11 protein-coding genes are annotated in these 16,111 nt (G+C 49.1%); 9 read left to right on the top strand and 2 right to left on the bottom strand.

Translation table 11 applies throughout. The features are described from left to right. Positions 1 to 6: 6 nt before the first annotated feature. From Q0577_RS24840 to Q0577_RS24820, 5 genes are all read left to right on the top strand, one after another. Positions 7 to 546: a sigma-70 family RNA polymerase sigma factor gene (locus tag Q0577_RS24840; protein ID WP_298741153.1), complete on the top strand. Its 540-nt coding sequence runs from the start codon at positions 7 to 9 to the stop codon at positions 544 to 546. A gap of 37 nt (positions 547 to 583) precedes the next feature. Next, positions 584 to 1,729, top strand: a complete 1,146-nt coding sequence (locus Q0577_RS24835; RefSeq protein WP_298741151.1) for a FecR domain-containing protein — start codon at positions 584 to 586, stop codon at positions 1,727 to 1,729. Positions 1,730 to 1,940: 211 nt separating this feature from the next. Then, positions 1,941 to 5,363: a TonB-dependent receptor gene (locus Q0577_RS24830; protein WP_298741149.1), complete on the top strand. Its 3,423-nt coding sequence runs from the start codon at positions 1,941 to 1,943 to the stop codon at positions 5,361 to 5,363. A gap of 5 nt (positions 5,364 to 5,368) precedes the next feature. Then, the gene (locus Q0577_RS24825) at positions 5,369 to 6,943 is read left to right on the top strand and encodes a RagB/SusD family nutrient uptake outer membrane protein (RefSeq protein WP_298741147.1); all 1,575 of its coding nucleotides are present in this window, start codon (positions 5,369 to 5,371) and stop codon (positions 6,941 to 6,943) included. An 82-nt stretch (positions 6,944 to 7,025) separates the two neighbouring features. Next, on the top strand, positions 7,026 to 7,916 hold the full coding sequence (locus Q0577_RS24820) for a DUF5017 domain-containing protein (RefSeq protein WP_298741145.1): 891 nt from the start codon (positions 7,026 to 7,028) through the stop codon (positions 7,914 to 7,916). Here Q0577_RS24820 and Q0577_RS24815 read toward each other — a convergent pair. After that, entirely contained in the window at positions 7,913 to 8,944 is a 1,032-nt protein-coding gene (locus Q0577_RS24815) for a hypothetical protein (RefSeq protein WP_298741143.1), read from the bottom strand. The two genes, Q0577_RS24820 and Q0577_RS24815, sit on opposite strands and share 4 nt — an antisense overlap. A gap of 234 nt (positions 8,945 to 9,178) precedes the next feature. Between Q0577_RS24815 and Q0577_RS24810 the strand changes: the two genes are divergently transcribed. The 4 genes from Q0577_RS24810 (at position 9,179) to Q0577_RS24795 (ending at position 14,838) form a co-directional block, all read left to right on the top strand. After that, on the top strand, positions 9,179 to 10,810 hold the full coding sequence (locus Q0577_RS24810) for a sodium/sugar symporter (protein ID WP_298741141.1): 1,632 nt from the start codon (positions 9,179 to 9,181) through the stop codon (positions 10,808 to 10,810). A 123-nt stretch (positions 10,811 to 10,933) separates the two neighbouring features. Beyond that, positions 10,934 to 11,815, top strand: a complete 882-nt coding sequence (locus tag Q0577_RS24805; protein WP_298741138.1) for an inositol oxygenase family protein — start codon at positions 10,934 to 10,936, stop codon at positions 11,813 to 11,815. A 152-nt stretch (positions 11,816 to 11,967) separates the two neighbouring features. After that, a complete protein-coding gene (locus tag Q0577_RS24800) occupies positions 11,968 to 13,713 on the top strand; it encodes a hypothetical protein (protein WP_298741135.1) in 1,746 nt (581 codons plus the stop codon). A gap of 75 nt (positions 13,714 to 13,788) precedes the next feature. Continuing rightward, positions 13,789 to 14,838: a PDDEXK nuclease domain-containing protein gene (locus Q0577_RS24795; protein ID WP_298741133.1), complete on the top strand. Its 1,050-nt coding sequence runs from the start codon at positions 13,789 to 13,791 to the stop codon at positions 14,836 to 14,838. 97 nt (positions 14,839 to 14,935) lie between these two features. On the opposite strand, the gene Q0577_RS24790 is transcribed toward Q0577_RS24795, so the two are convergent. Then, entirely contained in the window at positions 14,936 to 15,913 is a 978-nt protein-coding gene (locus Q0577_RS24790; RefSeq protein WP_298741131.1) for a sigma-54 dependent transcriptional regulator, read from the bottom strand. Positions 15,914 to 16,111: the final 198 nt, after the last annotated feature.

The following is a 16,111-nucleotide window of genomic DNA, read 5'->3' as shown; positions in this document are numbered from 1 at the left end:
ATAACCATGAAGAATAACGACGACAATTTTCTACTGGAGCAGTTGAAGGCAGGCAGCGTTGCCGCCTATGAGCAGTTGTTCAAAAAGTATTACAAAGTGTTGAACCTCCATGCGTACTATATTCTGAAAGATGATATGGAGGCGGAAGACCAGGTGCAATCCCTCTTTATAGAGATCTGGGATAAACAGCTGTTCCTCCAGATACGCACATCCCTGAAGTCTTACCTTTACATTGCCGTTAAGAACAGATGCCTGATGGCATTAGAGAAGAAGAAGGTCAATGACAAGCGGCTTCACCGTTATGTAAGCACGCTGGATTATAAAACAGACCGGAATGTTGTACTCGAGCATGAATCAGAGAAGAACATGCATGCCATTATCAATGAGCTGCCCGCGCAGCGGCAGCAGGCCTTCAACCTGGTATACCTGGAAAAGAAAAAGTACAAAGAGGCCGCCAGGATCATGCATATCACCACCAATTCTGTTAAAACACACCTTAAACTGGCGGTGAAAGAGCTGCGCGCGGGATTTATGAATTTTAGGTAGGTTCACCCATTTTTTCTGAAATAACGTCTTGTATACGATGGAATGTAATAAAGAACATATTCGGGAATTGCTGATTGAAAAGTTTGCCGGAACGATCAGCGAGGCAGATAACGCCCTGATCGAAAGCGCCATCAGGAATGACCTGGAGATCCTCCGGATGTGGGAGGAGGTGCAGCATGAGCTGGGAACCGGTAAGGGAAAGGCGTTTTTCAACAGGCTGGATGATGAACAGGCCTGGCAGCAGGTTGCGGCCAGGTTCCGCACCAGCGCAGGAAGCAGGCGCTCATTTTTTTTTCCTAAAAAATGGATGGCTGTAGCAGCAGTATGCCTGCCATGCCTGTTCATTTCCTGGTGGTATTTTCGCCCTGCAACAGCACCTGCCGCTAAACCTGCATTAGCAGTTAAAATGCCCCCCGGCGTACAGTTAACGCTGGCAGGCGGCGCCAGCGTTAACCTTTCTGATACCGCTGCCCGTCAGCTGAACATAGGCGCCACAGCACTGAATATACAGGGTAATAAACTGCGCTATGCCAGCACCCAGACCATGATGCACGCCTGGAATACCCTCATCGTACCTGCCCGGCTGGATTATAAAATAGTGCTGGAAGATGGTACCGAGGTATGGCTGAACGCTGCAACAACACTTCGTTTCCCCTTTTCCTTCAGCACCGGTGAACGGGAAGTATATCTTGCCGGGGAAGCCTTTTTTAAAGTGGCGAAAGATGCCCGCAGGCCCTTTATCGTTCACACCGGCAAAACTTCCATCCGTGTGCTGGGCACTTCTTTTAATATAAATGCCTATGATGATCATATTACCACACTTGCCCTGGTAGACGGTAAGGTGATTACAAAAGCAGGCAACCAGGAAGTAAGCCTGATCCCCGGACAGCAGGCCATTTATCGCTCCGGCCCCGGATTTGAAACAAAGCGTTTTGACCCGGCCATTGCATTGGCCTGGATGCAGGGCATACGTTATTTTCACAATGCCCCCCTGGGAGAAATTACCAGGATGCTGCCCCGCTGGTTTGATGTAAATGTCGTATTTGATGATCCTGCACTGGCCCGGCAAACTTTTTCCGGCTCCATTGAAAAGAACAAGCCGCTGGAGACTTTCCTCACCAACCTGGAGATCACTTCAGGCGTACAGTATTATTTCAGCAACGGTACCCTGCACTTCAAATAAGCGGCAGGGTTCAAGTAAAGCGTATTTTTTTACCCGCTTTTCTATGGGTTCACATAGGCTTTACACAGGCTTCTCCTATGCTTTACGTAGGCTCCCGGTATTTTTGTTAAAAAAATATCATTATTCTCATCCCTTCACCCATTTTTTCCATAATCCAGTCTTTTAGTAAATGCACTCCACGTTGATGTAAACGAAAACGATTGTCAGCGTTATGAAAAAACTGTTACAAAATGGGCGCCGTGTGCGCCTGCAGATATTGCTTTGCCTGTTAACGGCCCAGGTCTCTACCGGTGTTGCCCAGCACAATTCCCGTGTAACCCTGAGCAGTAACAGTATCAGCATTGCTGAAATATTCAGCGCCATCAAACAGCAGACAGGTTTGACCGTCTTTTATTCCAACCAGCTGCTGGATGATACCGAGAGAATGAATGTCCGGTTTGATCAGGCGGGGCTGTCTGCAGTGATGGACCAGGTGCTGAAGAATAAAAAGATAGACTGGACCATTCGCGACGGCAGTATTGTACTGAAGAAACAGGAGCCGCAGCGTCCCGGGGCTGCTGCCGCCCCTGCAGCATGGCAGCAGCAGGTGCTGATAAAGGTAACCGATATGCAGAACGAGCCGCTTACAGGCGTAAGCGTTAGTACCAAAGAAGGCGCCACCAAAGGCGTTACCGATAAAGCCGGGATCTTTGTTACGGCACTGCCGGATCTGCATCAAACGCTGTTGTTCAGCTATATCGGGTTTAAACCGCAGGAAGTTGCACTCAGCGGGCGTTCCGCCCTGAACGTTGTGATGGAAGACCAGATCACGGGGCTTGACCAGGTTGTAGTAATTGGCTACGGAACCGCACAGAAGAAAGATGTGACAGGCTCCGTAGGCCAGGTGAATATGTCAGACTTTTCCAAAGCCCCCGTGAAATCCTTTGATGATGCTCTTGCCGGACGAGTGGCAGGGGTGGAGGTATCCGCCAACGACGGCCAACCTGGTTCATCCAACAATATAGTAATAAGGGGAGCCAATTCAATTACACAGGACAATTCTCCGTTGTATGTAATTGATGGCTTCCCTATTGAAAATCCTGACAACAACGTGATCAGCCCGTCTGATATCGAATCCATCGATATCCTGAAAGATGCTTCCGCTACCGCGATATACGGCTCAAGGGGCGCCAACGGCGTGATCATCATCACCACCAAAAAAGGAAAGAAGGGAGACCCCGTGATCACTTACAATGCCTATGTTGGCCTGCAGCAGGATATGAACAGGCCACGGATGATGAACGCCTATGAATTTGTGAAATACCAGATGCTCAGCGCACCCAATGCCGCTGATCTTTACCTGCAGGATGGTAAAACCGTAGAAGACTACAGGAACGTAGCAGGGCTGGATATGCAGGAACAGCTGTTACGCCTGGCCCCCATGCAGAACCACGACCTGTCCATCCGCGGGGGGACAGACAAAACGCAGTACGCTATCTCCCTGAATAATTTTAACCAGCAGGGCCTGATCATCCATACAGGCTTTAGCCGTTACCAGGGCAGACTGGTGCTGGATCAGACCCTGAACAACAAATTCAAGGTAGGCGTTAACGTTAACTATGCCCGTACAAAGTCGTCTGGCATTATCGTTTCTTCCGGCGCTACTGCGGGTTCCGTGAACCTCATGTTCCAGGCGCTGGCATACCGTCCTGTTGCCGGAAACGACAGCAGCAGCCTGCTGGACGAGCTCTATGATCCGGCGGTAGATGGCCTGGTTAATGCAGACTATCGCATCAATCCCGTGCTTTCAGCAAAAAATGAGATCAATAACCGCATTGGCAACAACCTCACAGTGAACGGCTACCTGCAATATCGTATCATGCCCGGCCTCACTTTACGGATCTCAGGTGGTATCAATAACAATTGGTCAAGAGCAGAATCTTTTTATAATTCCTTTACGTCCGCCGGTAACCCGCGTTATAATATCAAAGGGCCCAACGGCAGCGTTAGTAACGGTATGCTCAGCAACTGGCTCAATGAAAATACGCTTACCTACAACAGGAGCTTCAACCGGCATCACCAGCTGACTGCCGTAGCGGGCTTCACGGCACAGGGTACGAAAACCTCCCTCTACCGGCTAACGGCAACGCAGATACTCAATGAATCACTGGGCATTGATGCGCTGGACGAAGGCGCTACCCAGAATGTGCTTTCGCAGCGTTCTGAAAATACCCTGGCCTCTTTCCTGGGCAGGGTCAATTACATTTATAACGCCCGCTACCTGTTTACCGCCTCCATCCGTAACGATGGCTCTTCAAAGTTTGCACCGGGCTACAAGTGGGGATGGTTTCCCTCCGGCGCCTTTGCCTGGCGTATTGGCGAAGAAAAGTTTATGCGGCAGCTGTCCGCTGTTTCAGCGGCCAAGATACGGATCTCTTATGGGGCCACCGGTAATAACCGTGTAAGCGATTTTCCGTATCTCTCTACGCTGGCATTACCCACCAGCGTTTCCTATTCATTCAATAACGGCATACCGGTGGCAGGTGTTAAACTGCAAACCCTGGGCAACCCGGGCCTGAAATGGGAAACTACCACGCAGTTGAACCTGGGGCTTGATCTGGGCCTGTTTAAAGACAGGATCTCCTTCACGGCAGACCTCTACCGCAAAACCACCAACGACCTGCTGCTGAACGCTATTTTGCCCTACACCACCGGTTTTGACGAAGGGTATAAGAACATCGGCAAAATGCGGAACCAGGGCCTGGAGCTTACCTTTAATACAGTGAACCTGAGCTCCCGCAATTTTCAATGGACCTCCTCCTTCAACATCAGTTTTAACAGCAATAAAGTGCTGGGCCTCTCAGAAAACCAGGAATCTATCCTCACACCTGTGCTGTGGGATGCCAGCTGGGGATTCCCGCTGTACATGGCTAAGATAGGAGCGCCGGTAGCACAGTTTTATGGCGCCGTATGGGATGGTGTATACCAGTATGAAGACTTTGATAAGGGCGGAGACGGGCGTTATTTTCTGAAAGCGAATATCACCACCAACGGGGTAGAACGTAATAACATCAAACCGGGGGATATTAAATACAAAGATCTTAATGGAGACCTCGTAGTAAATGCAAAAGACTTTACAGTAATAGGACGATCGTTGCCCATTCATAAAGGCGGTTTTTCCAACAATTTTTCCTACAAAGGTTTCGACCTCGGCATCTTCTTCCAGTGGTCATATGGTAACGATATCCTGAATGCCAACCGCCTGGTATTTGAAGGCAATGGAAAGGGCACACCCAGCGTGAACCAGTACGCAGGCTATGTAAATCACTGGTCGCCCGACAATCCTTCCAATACCCTGCACCGGCCCAACGGACAGGGCCCGGGCTATTACTCCTCCCGCGTAATAGAAGACGGCTCCTACCTGCGGCTGAAAACCGTAAGCCTGGCATATACGGTGCCTGCGCATTTGATGAAGCGGTATAAGATGAAAAGCCTCCGGCTCTACCTTACTGCACAGAACCTGTACACCTGGACCCGCTACTCCGGCCGTGATCCTGAAGTATCTACCCGCAATTCCACCTTAACACCGGGCTTTGATTGGGCCGCATACCCAATGGCAAGAACAATTGTTTTTGGTTTGAACCTTTCACTTTAACAGCTATGAAAAGCATACACTTTTTGCTGGCCGTACTTTTATTAAGCACTGCCAGCAGTTGTAAAAAGTTCCTTGACACGCACCCTACGGATGTACTGGTTACAACTACCTATTTTACATCAGAAGAGCAGCTGAACCGCGGACTGCTGGGGGTGTACGATATGCTGGGCAAAGAGCAGATCTACGGAGATTACATGACCTGGCCCATTAACTCCAGTACCGATGAAAGTTACCAGGCAGGCAATCCTTCCACCGGAATGCGTATGTATGTGTACGATCCCGGTAATGCGCAGGTAGCCGGTTTCTGGCGTGCTATCTGGCAGGGCATTTCGCGTGCAAATGTATTGCTGGCCAGTGTGAACCGTCCCCAGATGGATGAAACCAGAAGAGGGATCGTGAAAGGGGAGACCCTGTTCCTGCGTGGTTATTATTACTTCCTGCTGGCCGTCAATTTCGGCGATGTGCCCATTATCCTGGACCCTGTGCTTTCTGTAGACAGCGTGCATATTGCCCGTGCTCCTTTGAAAGAGGTATATGCACAGATACTGCAGGATATGACGGAGGCAGAAGCGCTCCTTCAAACACAAACCGTTACTTCCCTGGGGTATAGCGGCCGCATAAGCAAAACTGCCGTGCAGGGTATCCTGGCAAGGGTATGTTTAACGATGGCCGGTTATCCGTTACGGGATGTTGCCCGGTACCAGGATGCACTGGAATGGGCTCAGAAAGTGGTGCAGTCCGGCGAACATGCCCTCAACCCTGACTACAGCCAGGTCTTCATCAACTATGCGCAGGATAAATACGATGTAAAGGAAAGTATATGGGAGATTGAATTCGCCGGCAATGGTACCGGTGTATTTGACGAATCGGGCCGCATCGGCAATAACATCGGGATAAAATGCGCCAGCCTGGAAATAGGCTACAGCTACGCTTCGGTGAACGCCACCAACAAGCTGTACAAGATGTATGAAGCTGCTGATCTGCGACGCGACTGGAATTGTGCCAACTACAACTACACCGGCGCCAATAACACCTACAGGAAGAATAACAACCTCTGGGAACTGAACATCGGTAAATGGCGCCGCGAATACGAAACGCTTACGCCAAAGAACAAAAACCTGACTCCCCAGAATTTTGCGGTATTGCGCTATGCAGATGTGCTGCTGATGTTGGCAGAAGCGGAGAATGAGCTTAACGGACCCACGCCCCTGGCTATTGATGCGGTGAACCAGGTAAGACGCCGCGGTTATGGTAAACTGATGAGCGGCGATACATCTGTCAGCATGCCTGATCTGCTACCCGAACAACAGTCGGGCAAAGAGGCCCTCCGCCAGGCCATACAGGATGAACGCTCCAGGGAACTGTGCTTCGAGGCCCTGCGTAAATACGACCTGATACGCTGGGGTATTTTTATTTCCACCATGAAAACCCTGGCAGACGATATCAATGCCAATGCGCCCGCCAGCCATAAGTTTACCGCAACAGCCGCCACCAATTTGTCGGAACGCCACCTGCTGATGCCTATCCCCGCGCACGATATGGCGGTGAACAGGCTGCTGGTGCAAAACCCCGGTTGGTAACAGTCTGAACACCGGGCAAGTGTGCAACTTTAATTATTCACCTGCTCAGGTTCCGACAACATCAAACATCAAAACAGAAAACATGAGAACGCTCATCTGCATATGTCTTTTTTGCCTGCTGGTCAGCTGTCGAAAGCTGGAAGTAGCTGCACCCAATTTTGATGTAAGTATTTCCGGCAGCACTTTTAAGGTGGGAGATACGGTACGTTTTAGTTTCAGTGGCCAGGCAGATAATATTACCTTCTACTCCGGTGAGCCGGGTTTCAATTACCAGTATAAAGACCGCACTGCTGCAGACGGCAGTCCGCAGCTGGAGTTCACGTCTTACCTGCAGAACCGCGGCCAGCTGAATACGCTTACATTGCTGGTGTCTACAGACTTTAACGGCACATATGATTCCACCAGTGTGATGAATGCCGGCTGGACGGATATCACCGGGCAGGCCGTACTTTCTACAGGCGCCGACAGAACTCCTTCCGGCATCATTGATCTCAGTGCCTTTGCAAAGCAGCGGAAGCCCGCCTACATTGCACTGCGTTACCAGGGCTACTACAGCGATTCACTGAAACAACCCAGCTGGTTTATCCGCACATTCGACATCAAACATGTGCTGCCGGATAAGGTGTCTGCCATTGTTGCCGCCAGCCAGGCCGGATGGGCGGCCGTTGATCTTAAGAATCCAACAGTAGCGTGGAGTGTGCCTGCCAGCGGACAGGTTTCGATCAATGGCACGATTGCCGGCAGTACAAAAGAAGATAATGATGACTGGCTGATCTCAAGGGCCTTTGACCTGAGCATGGTGGTACGGGATGCAGGCCTTGTGATCAGGGACCTGGGCAGCGCAACGGTTAACAACTATTATTACATTTACAGCAAGCCCGGTACTTATGACCTTACTTTTGTGGCTTTCAACAGTTCAATAGACGAGCATCGCGAAGTGGTCAGCAACTTTACCATAACGGTAAATCCCTAGATCTTTTTCCATTTTTCAATCCTGCGCCCTATCCACCAGAAAGAGAGCGCCAGTATAGTGAAGAAGATGCCTTTATGGGTACGGTCCCACAGGTATTCAAAATAACGGGTATACATATCCAGTAGCAGGAACACGATGCCAAAGTCGCGCACCAGGTTGTCCCGCATCCGGATACCCAGCCATACTATGGCGGCACACAGCAAGGTATAAGCCAGCACCCACCACAGTAACTGGTACTGCCGTATCTGCTGCCATTCACTCCAGGTGCCGCTGTTGCCGAAGATGGAAATAAGCCAGGCGGCAAGCAGCAGTAACAGCCAGCCGCCCACCCAGGTGATATGCTGTACGGATTGGTACTTTTTATAGGAGAGCGCCAGCCGGTGTAGCAACAGCATGATGGCTGCCAGTACAAACATACGGCAGGGCAGGTTCATACCCAGGAACCAGGAGGCATCATCCGTAATATAATAGCTGATCTTTACATAGGCAGGTATCAGGCAAAGCAGGGTGGCCGTCCACAGCAGGGGAGAGGGCAGCAGTATGCCCAGTATGCCGTAGGTAACGGTGGCCAGCAGCCAGAAAACGCCATAATTGCCATCCAGGTATTGCAGGCTTTTTCCAAGGTACACTACCGTTACGCCCGTACTGAGAATGGGCAAAAGCCAGTAAAATTCCCTGTTCAGTGAAAAGCGGGGCTGTTGCTGCCGCCGCCGGTAGCCATGATAGCACAGGAATATGGTTAGCAGCGCAAACAACGCTGCTATTACACTATCCGTCAGCGACAGCTTTTTGCGCAGCACTTCTATCCACTTCTCATCCAGCACCAGTGACCCAAATGCCATCAGCGCACAGGAAATAGCCGCAATAAAAATATACAGCGTAATGGTTTGCCAGTCTGTATTGGCTTCGCGTACCCTGTATCCCTGCCGCATTTGCTGCGCCTGTTCCGGGTTAATGAATTGTGATGCCTGCCATTCCGTAATGGCTTTTTCAAGCAGGCGGGCATCTCTTTTATCTACCTCAAGCATGAGCGCGTGCTGTTTAATACCTCAAATTATTGGCAGAATAGTTAAAAACCAAATCCTGCCTGAATGTTCATCCGCCTTCCGGCATTTCAGCCTATACAATTTTGGATCCCAAATTTGCATCTTGCACTCCCTACCCTCGAATTTGCCATTTGGATGCTGGATGCTGGTATTTGGTATTTGGATTTTATCACTTGTATTTTTATTTTACTCCCTTATTATTTATCTTCCCGCGTTATGAATCATCTACAATTCCCGGACTACTTAGTTTTTCTCTTTTATTTCATACTGGTCTCCGGTTACGGCTATTACATTTTCCGCCGTAAACGTTCAGCTGTTGCCAGTACAAAAGATTTTTTCCTGGCAGAAGGATCCCTTACCTGGTGGGCTATTGGCGCATCTTTGATCGCGTCCAATATCTCTGCAGAGCATTTTATCGGCATGTCCGGCTCCGGCTTTGCCCTGGGCCTGGCTATTTCTACCTATGAGTGGATGGCGGCAGCTACCCTGATCATTGTTGCCGTATTCTTTATCCCGGTGTACCTGAAGAACAAGATCTACACCATGCCGCAGTTCCTGCTGGAACGTTATAACGCCGCTGTAAGTACTACCATGGCGGTGTTCTGGTTGCTGGTATATGTATTTGTGAACCTGACTTCCATTATCTACCTGGGCGCCCTGGCCATTAATGCTATTTCGGGCATCAGCTTTGGCTGGTGTGTTGCCGGACTGGCCATTTTCGCTGTTTTTGTTACACTGGGTGGTATGAAAGTGATTGGTTATACCGATGTGGTGCAGGTGTTTGTGCTCATCCTCGGTGGATTGGTAACCACATACCTGGCACTGAACCTGGTGTCAGAACATTTCGGCTTTGGCAGGAATATCTGGAAAGGCCTTTCCCTGATCAAAGAGCAGGCGCCAACGCATTTCCATATGATCTTTGACGATTCGCATCCCTATTATAAAGACTTACCCGGCCTTTCGGTGCTGATCGGCGGTATGTGGATCAATAACCTGAACTACTGGGGCTGTAACCAGTACATCATTCAGCGCGCGCTGGGAGCGGATCTTAAAACGGCCCGCAGCGGTATACTGTTTGCCGCTTTCCTGAAACTGCTGATACCGGTGATCGCCGTACTGCCTGGTATTACCGCCTATGTGCTGTTCAAGAACGGCGTGTTTGCACAGGAGATGACCAACGCCGCCGGTGTGGTTAAACCTGATCAGGCTTATCCCACGCTCATGAACCTTTTGCCTCCCGGTCTCAAAGGTCTGGCTTTTGCAGCCCTGACCGCCGCGGTAGTGGCTTCGCTTGCAGGTAAGGCCAATAGTATCTCCACCATCTTTTCACTGGACATTTACAAACGCTTTTTCAATAAGGACGCTTCAGAAAAGCACCTGGTGCGTGTAGGCCGCTATACCGTGATCATCTCTATGGTGATCGCCAGCATTGTAGCACCGGCACTCACTACGTTGGATCAGGCGTACCAGTTCATACAGGAGTATGTGGGCTTTATTTCTCCCGGTGTACTGGCCATTTTCCTCCTGGGATTCCTCTGGAAACGTACTACCTCAGCCGCAGCGCTGACAGGGGCCCTGCTCACCATCCCGCTGTCTACCATACTGAAATTTCTCCCGGTGTGGACTAACGGGCAGTTCCCGGACTATCCCTTCCTGGACCGTATGACCATTGTATTTGTGATACTGGTGGTGCTGATGATCATCATCACCCTGATGGATAGTAAAAGCAAATACCTGCCCCGGATCATTCACATAGACACTTCAATGTTCAAAACATCCCCCGCTTTCATTGTCGGGTCTGTTATCATCGTAGGGATCCTTACGGCATTGTACACTGTTTTCTGGTGATAAACCGCTAAACAGTAACATAATTTTAGCATAAAAAAGTTACCGGAAATCGATTGAAATTTGTAAATTTAGGTAGATAGCCGTCAAAAAAAAGGCAATAAAAACGCTTAAAAATTCACGTTTATGAGGGTAGCAAACCAATTTTCAAATGAAGAACTGCAACCGCTTCAGAGCATTGAGCAATGGGAAGATGATGTATTAAAACGTTATCCGGAAGAAGGGCAACCATCCAAGGCGAAAGAGGAGTATCGTAACTACGATAACCCGGGCCGGGATACTGTACGTGAGTTTTACCGCCTTAACCATAAGTACCAGACATACGATTTTGTGCAGGAAAAGAAGAAAGAGTTCCTGCAATTTAACCGTAAGGAAATGCCGGTGTGGAATGCCATGGAATTCCTGAATACCCTGGTGGATGATTCCGATCCCGATATAGATCTTGACCAGCTGCAGCACCTGCTGCAGACAGCAGAAGCCATCCGTGCCGACGGTCATCCCGACTGGTTCGTACTGACCGGCTTTATTCACGATATGGGTAAAGTGCTTTGCCTGTTCGGTGAAGCACAATGGGCGGTAGTGGGAGATACCTTCCCGGTGGGCTGCCAGTTCTCAGACAAGATCGTATACCCGGAGTTTTTCAAAGACAATCCGGACATTAACGACGAAAGATACAATACCAAATATGGCGTGTACTCGCCTAATTGCGGGCTGGATAATGTGCATATGTCATGGGGGCACGATGAGTACCTCTATCATATCACCAAAGACTATCTGCCCGAACCGGCTTTATACATGATCCGTTATCACTCATTCTATGCCCAGCACCGTGAGCATGCTTATGAGCACCTGATGAATGATCATGACAAAAAGATGTTTGAATGGGTGAAGAAATTCAATCCATACGACCTGTATTCCAAGAGCCCGAATCCGCCGGTTGTGAGTGAGCTGAAATCTTATTACGAAGATCTTATTGCTAAATATTTGCCCGCAACCATTCGTCTCTGAACGGTGTTAAAAAATGAAAATGGGCTGCACCGGGGTGCAGCCCATTTTTTTTATGCAATTATTGTACTTTTGTAGCTGCCGCGTGCTGATATTATCGCTTTTTTGATTGTTTCCTTACAGCCCCAGATCTTAACCTCAAAAACATTCACAGCATGAAACGATTGTTATTACTGCCCCTTTCCCTGTTAGCAGCTGTTTTGCTATTGTCTGCCATCCGTTATTACCGTTCAGCCAACGCACCACTCGTTGTTGCCGCCGCACCTGAACGGGTATACGCCTATTGCGCATTGCCCGACAGGAGCTTCCTGGACGCTATGACCGATTCCACCAGGCCCTTTGCACCGCGTTTGGAAGGCCTGGGCGATTATCATTTCGAAATTACCACCGCGGTACCCGGGGCACAGGACTTCTTTGACCAGGGCATCCGTCTGTACTACGGCTTCAACCACCTGGAAGCTTATCGTGCCTTTGCAGAAGCGGCCCGTTTGGACCCTTCCTGCGCCATGAGCTACTGGGGCCAGGCCCTTACGCTTGGTCCCAATATCAATGCACCTATGGATGCCTCAGACGAGAGCAGGGTAGTGGAGGCTGTAAACAAAGCACTGTCTTTGATGGATAACGCGTCGCCCAAAGAAAAGGCACTGATCAATGCCATCGCCAAACGTTATGTAGCCAACCCGCCGGCAGACAGGGCCCCGCTGGATGAAGCTTACGCCGCCGCCATGCGGGAAGCGCACCGGCAATACCCGGACGATCCTGACGTTGCGGCCCTGAGTGCAGAAGCCATCATGGACCTCCACCCCTGGGACTACTGGCTGAAAGACGGTACGCCCCAGTCCTGGACACCGGAAATCCTCGAATTACTGGAGGGCGTTTTAAGCGCAAGGAACGATCACCCCGGCGCCAATCACTTCTATATACACGCCGTAGAAGCTTCTGCTGAGCCGGCGAAGGGAATGGCCAGCGCTGATCGCCTGCGTACCCTGATGCCGAATGCTGGTCACCTGGTTCATATGCCTGCGCATATCTATATCCGGACCGGCAAGTATCATGAAGGTTCGCTCACAAACCAGGAGTCTATTAAAGCAGACCTGGCCTACCTTACCGAATGCCATTCGCAGGGTCTGTATGCGCTTATGTATCACCCGCACAACTATCATTTCCTCTGGGCCTGTGCCACCCTTGAAGGCCGCCGTGAAGTAGCCCTCCAGGCCGCCCGTGATCTGCAGAGCAAGGCAGACCGTGCTATGATGTTAAGCCCATTTGGTTATGTTATTCAGCAGTTATACGCCACACCTATCTTTGCCATGGTGCGATTTGGCCAGTATGATTCGCTGTTGCAGATGCCTGCCCCCAACAAAGACTGGAAATTTGTAACTGCCATGTGGCATTATGGCCGCGGCGTTGCTTATGCGCGTAAAGGACAGATTGCAGAGGCACTGGCGGCAGCGGAGGACATTAGCGCCATTCGCAGTGATACCTCGCTTAAAAGTATAGAGGTGGGGGCCCGCAATTCATCTTACATAGTAATGGAAATAGCAGAAAAGATAGTGAGAGGTGAGACGGCTGCTGCACAACAAAATTATGCTTCCGCCATTGATGTGCTGAATGCCGCTATACAGCTGGAAGACGAACTGCTTTACAACGAACCGGTAGACTGGCATCAGCCCGTGCGTGAAATACTGGGAGAAATACTGATACAAGCCGGGCAACATGATCTCGCAGAAAAGTATTACCAGGAAGATCTCAAGGCTTATCCCGAAAGCGGCTGGGCATTGATAGGTTTGTATAAGAGCCTGCAGGCACAAAAAAAGAACAGTCAGGCCGCAGCTGTGAAGAAGAGATATGATAAGGCCTTTGCAAGGGCGGATGTGAAGTTGAGTGGGTCGAGGATATAATTATCATTCTGATAAACTTATTAACAACGGATTAACCCGCTATTCTCCGGGCTGTTTATACATTCACGCTTTTTTATGAAGACTTTTGTTACCCAGCGGCAACTGTATAAATCTGTTAAGTCGATTATTGCGCTATCCCGAAAGCAGGTTGTTTCCAGTGTTAATACTTTAATGGTCCGTACCTATTTCGAGATCGGGCGAAGGATTGTGGAATATGAGCAGGCTGGTGAAAGGCGTGCAAAATATGCCAGGGAGACTTTGAAGCGCTTAAGTAAATCCCTGACTTCGGAGTTTGGTAAAGGTTATTCTGTAGATAACCTGGAGCTGATGCGTTTATTCTATCTGGAGTATAGAAGAAGGGCTAAGACAATAGCGCCAACTTCTTCAAAGAAACAGACTGCAATTTCCGAGACACTGTCTCGGATTTCTGAAACACCTTTCCGGCTAAGCTGGTCGCACTATGTGCAACTGCTAAAAATAAAAGACAAGCAGGAAAGGAAGTTCTATGAGATTGAAACCATGCAGAATAGCTGGTCTGTTCGTGAATTGCAACGTCAATTCCAGTCTTCGCTCTATGAGCGATTGGCATTAAGCCGTGACAAAAATGGAGTTAAAACACTTGCCAGGAAAGGGCAAATCGTGGAATCTCCCGGAGACGCCCTGAAGAATTCTTTCGTCCTTGAATTTCTCGATCTTCAGGAAGGTCTAAGCTACTCTGAGAGTGAACTGGAAACTGCCATCATTAATAAGCTTGAACATTTCATGTTGGAATTAGGTAAGGGTTTTCTGTTTGAAGGACGACAACGTCGTCTCACATTTGATAATACCCACTTTTATGTAGACCTGGTTTTTTACAATCGCCTGCTACGTTGTTTTGTGCTGTTTGATCTCAAGATTGGAAGGCTTACCCACCAGGATATCGGACAAATGCAAATGTACGTGAACTATTATGACCGGATCGTGAAAATGCCTGAGGAAGGGGCTACCATTGGAATTGTGCTTTGCAAGGAAGATAGCAAAACCATTGTGGAATTTACTTTGCCAGAGAACAACAAACAAATATTTTCAAGGGAGTATAAACTTTACCTGCCCAGCAAAGCAGCGTTGAAGAAACAGTTGGAATAGTCCGGTAAATCTCCCAATGTTCCATCAGATTGCAGTGCATTACAATTTCCGAGACACTGTCTCGGATTTCTGAAACACCTTTCATTACCCCGGTAACCTACCCGATATTCTCTTTCCTGATCCCCAGCCGTTTCATCTTGGACTTTAACGTTGATGGCGGAACGTCCAGCATTTCTGCGGCTCCGCCGCTGCCCCATATTTTGCCATTACATTTTTTCAGGACAGTGACAATATAGTCCCGTTCGTTTTCCTGGATGGTCTTTATCCTGATATCCTGCATATGCAGCACCGGTAAGGATATTTCATCAATAATACTTCCCTGGGCCAGCAGTACGCTTCTCTCTATCAGATGCTCCAGTTCTCGGATATTGCCGGGCCAGCTATAGGCCATCATACTGTTTAATACCTTATCAGACAATCCTGTGATGCTTTTCCCCGAGCTGCGGCTGTAGATGTCTATAAAATGATGGGCAAGAGCAGGTATATCTTCCACCCGTTCTCTTAATGAGGGCAGCACGATGGGGAACACATTGAGCCGGTAATACAGATCAAGACGGAAACGGCCTTCTCTCACATCCCTCTCCAGGTTCCGGTTGGTAGCAGCCACCACACGAACATCTACTTTTACGGATGATCTGCCGCCAATAGGTTCTATTTCCTTTTCCTGTAATACCCGCAATAATTTTACCTGCAGATCAGGCGGCATTTCACCGATTTCATCCAGGAAAATAGTGCCGCCATCCGCCTGTTCGAATTTTCCTGTTCTTCGGGCAACAGCACCGGTAAATGCACCTCTTTCATGGCCGAATAGCTCAGATTCGATCAGTGTGGCAGGTAGCGTAGCGCAGTTCACTTTTACCAATGCCCTGCTCTTGCGGGATGAAAGGTGATGAATGCAATCTGCGATCCTTTCCTTTCCGGTGCCGCTTTCTCCCTGTATGAGCACAGTAGTGTCAAAAGGCGCTACCTTTGAAATGTGATCAAATACATTCAGTAATAGCCGGCTGTTACCTACAATGCCTTCAAATCCGGGAGTTACTGCACAAGTATTGTCATTAAGCGTTTTTTTGTTCACTTTGAAGATTTGATGGTTCCAGTTTCCGTTATGGCAGGCAATACACTGCCCGCATATTCATAGGGTGTATTAGATCGAAAAGTAATTTATCAATTTGTAATGCAGATGAATCACTGAATTTCAACCGGTAGATGCGTAAACCTTGTATTGAACGATGGTGCTTACTTTCCGTAATATAGGGAGGTATTTAAAGTTACC

The sequence above is a fragment of the uncultured Chitinophaga sp. genome, from assembly GCF_937898475.1.
Taxonomy (GTDB): Bacteria; Bacteroidota; Bacteroidia; order Chitinophagales; family Chitinophagaceae; genus Chitinophaga.
This window is presented reverse-complemented; position numbering and strand designations above follow the sequence as displayed.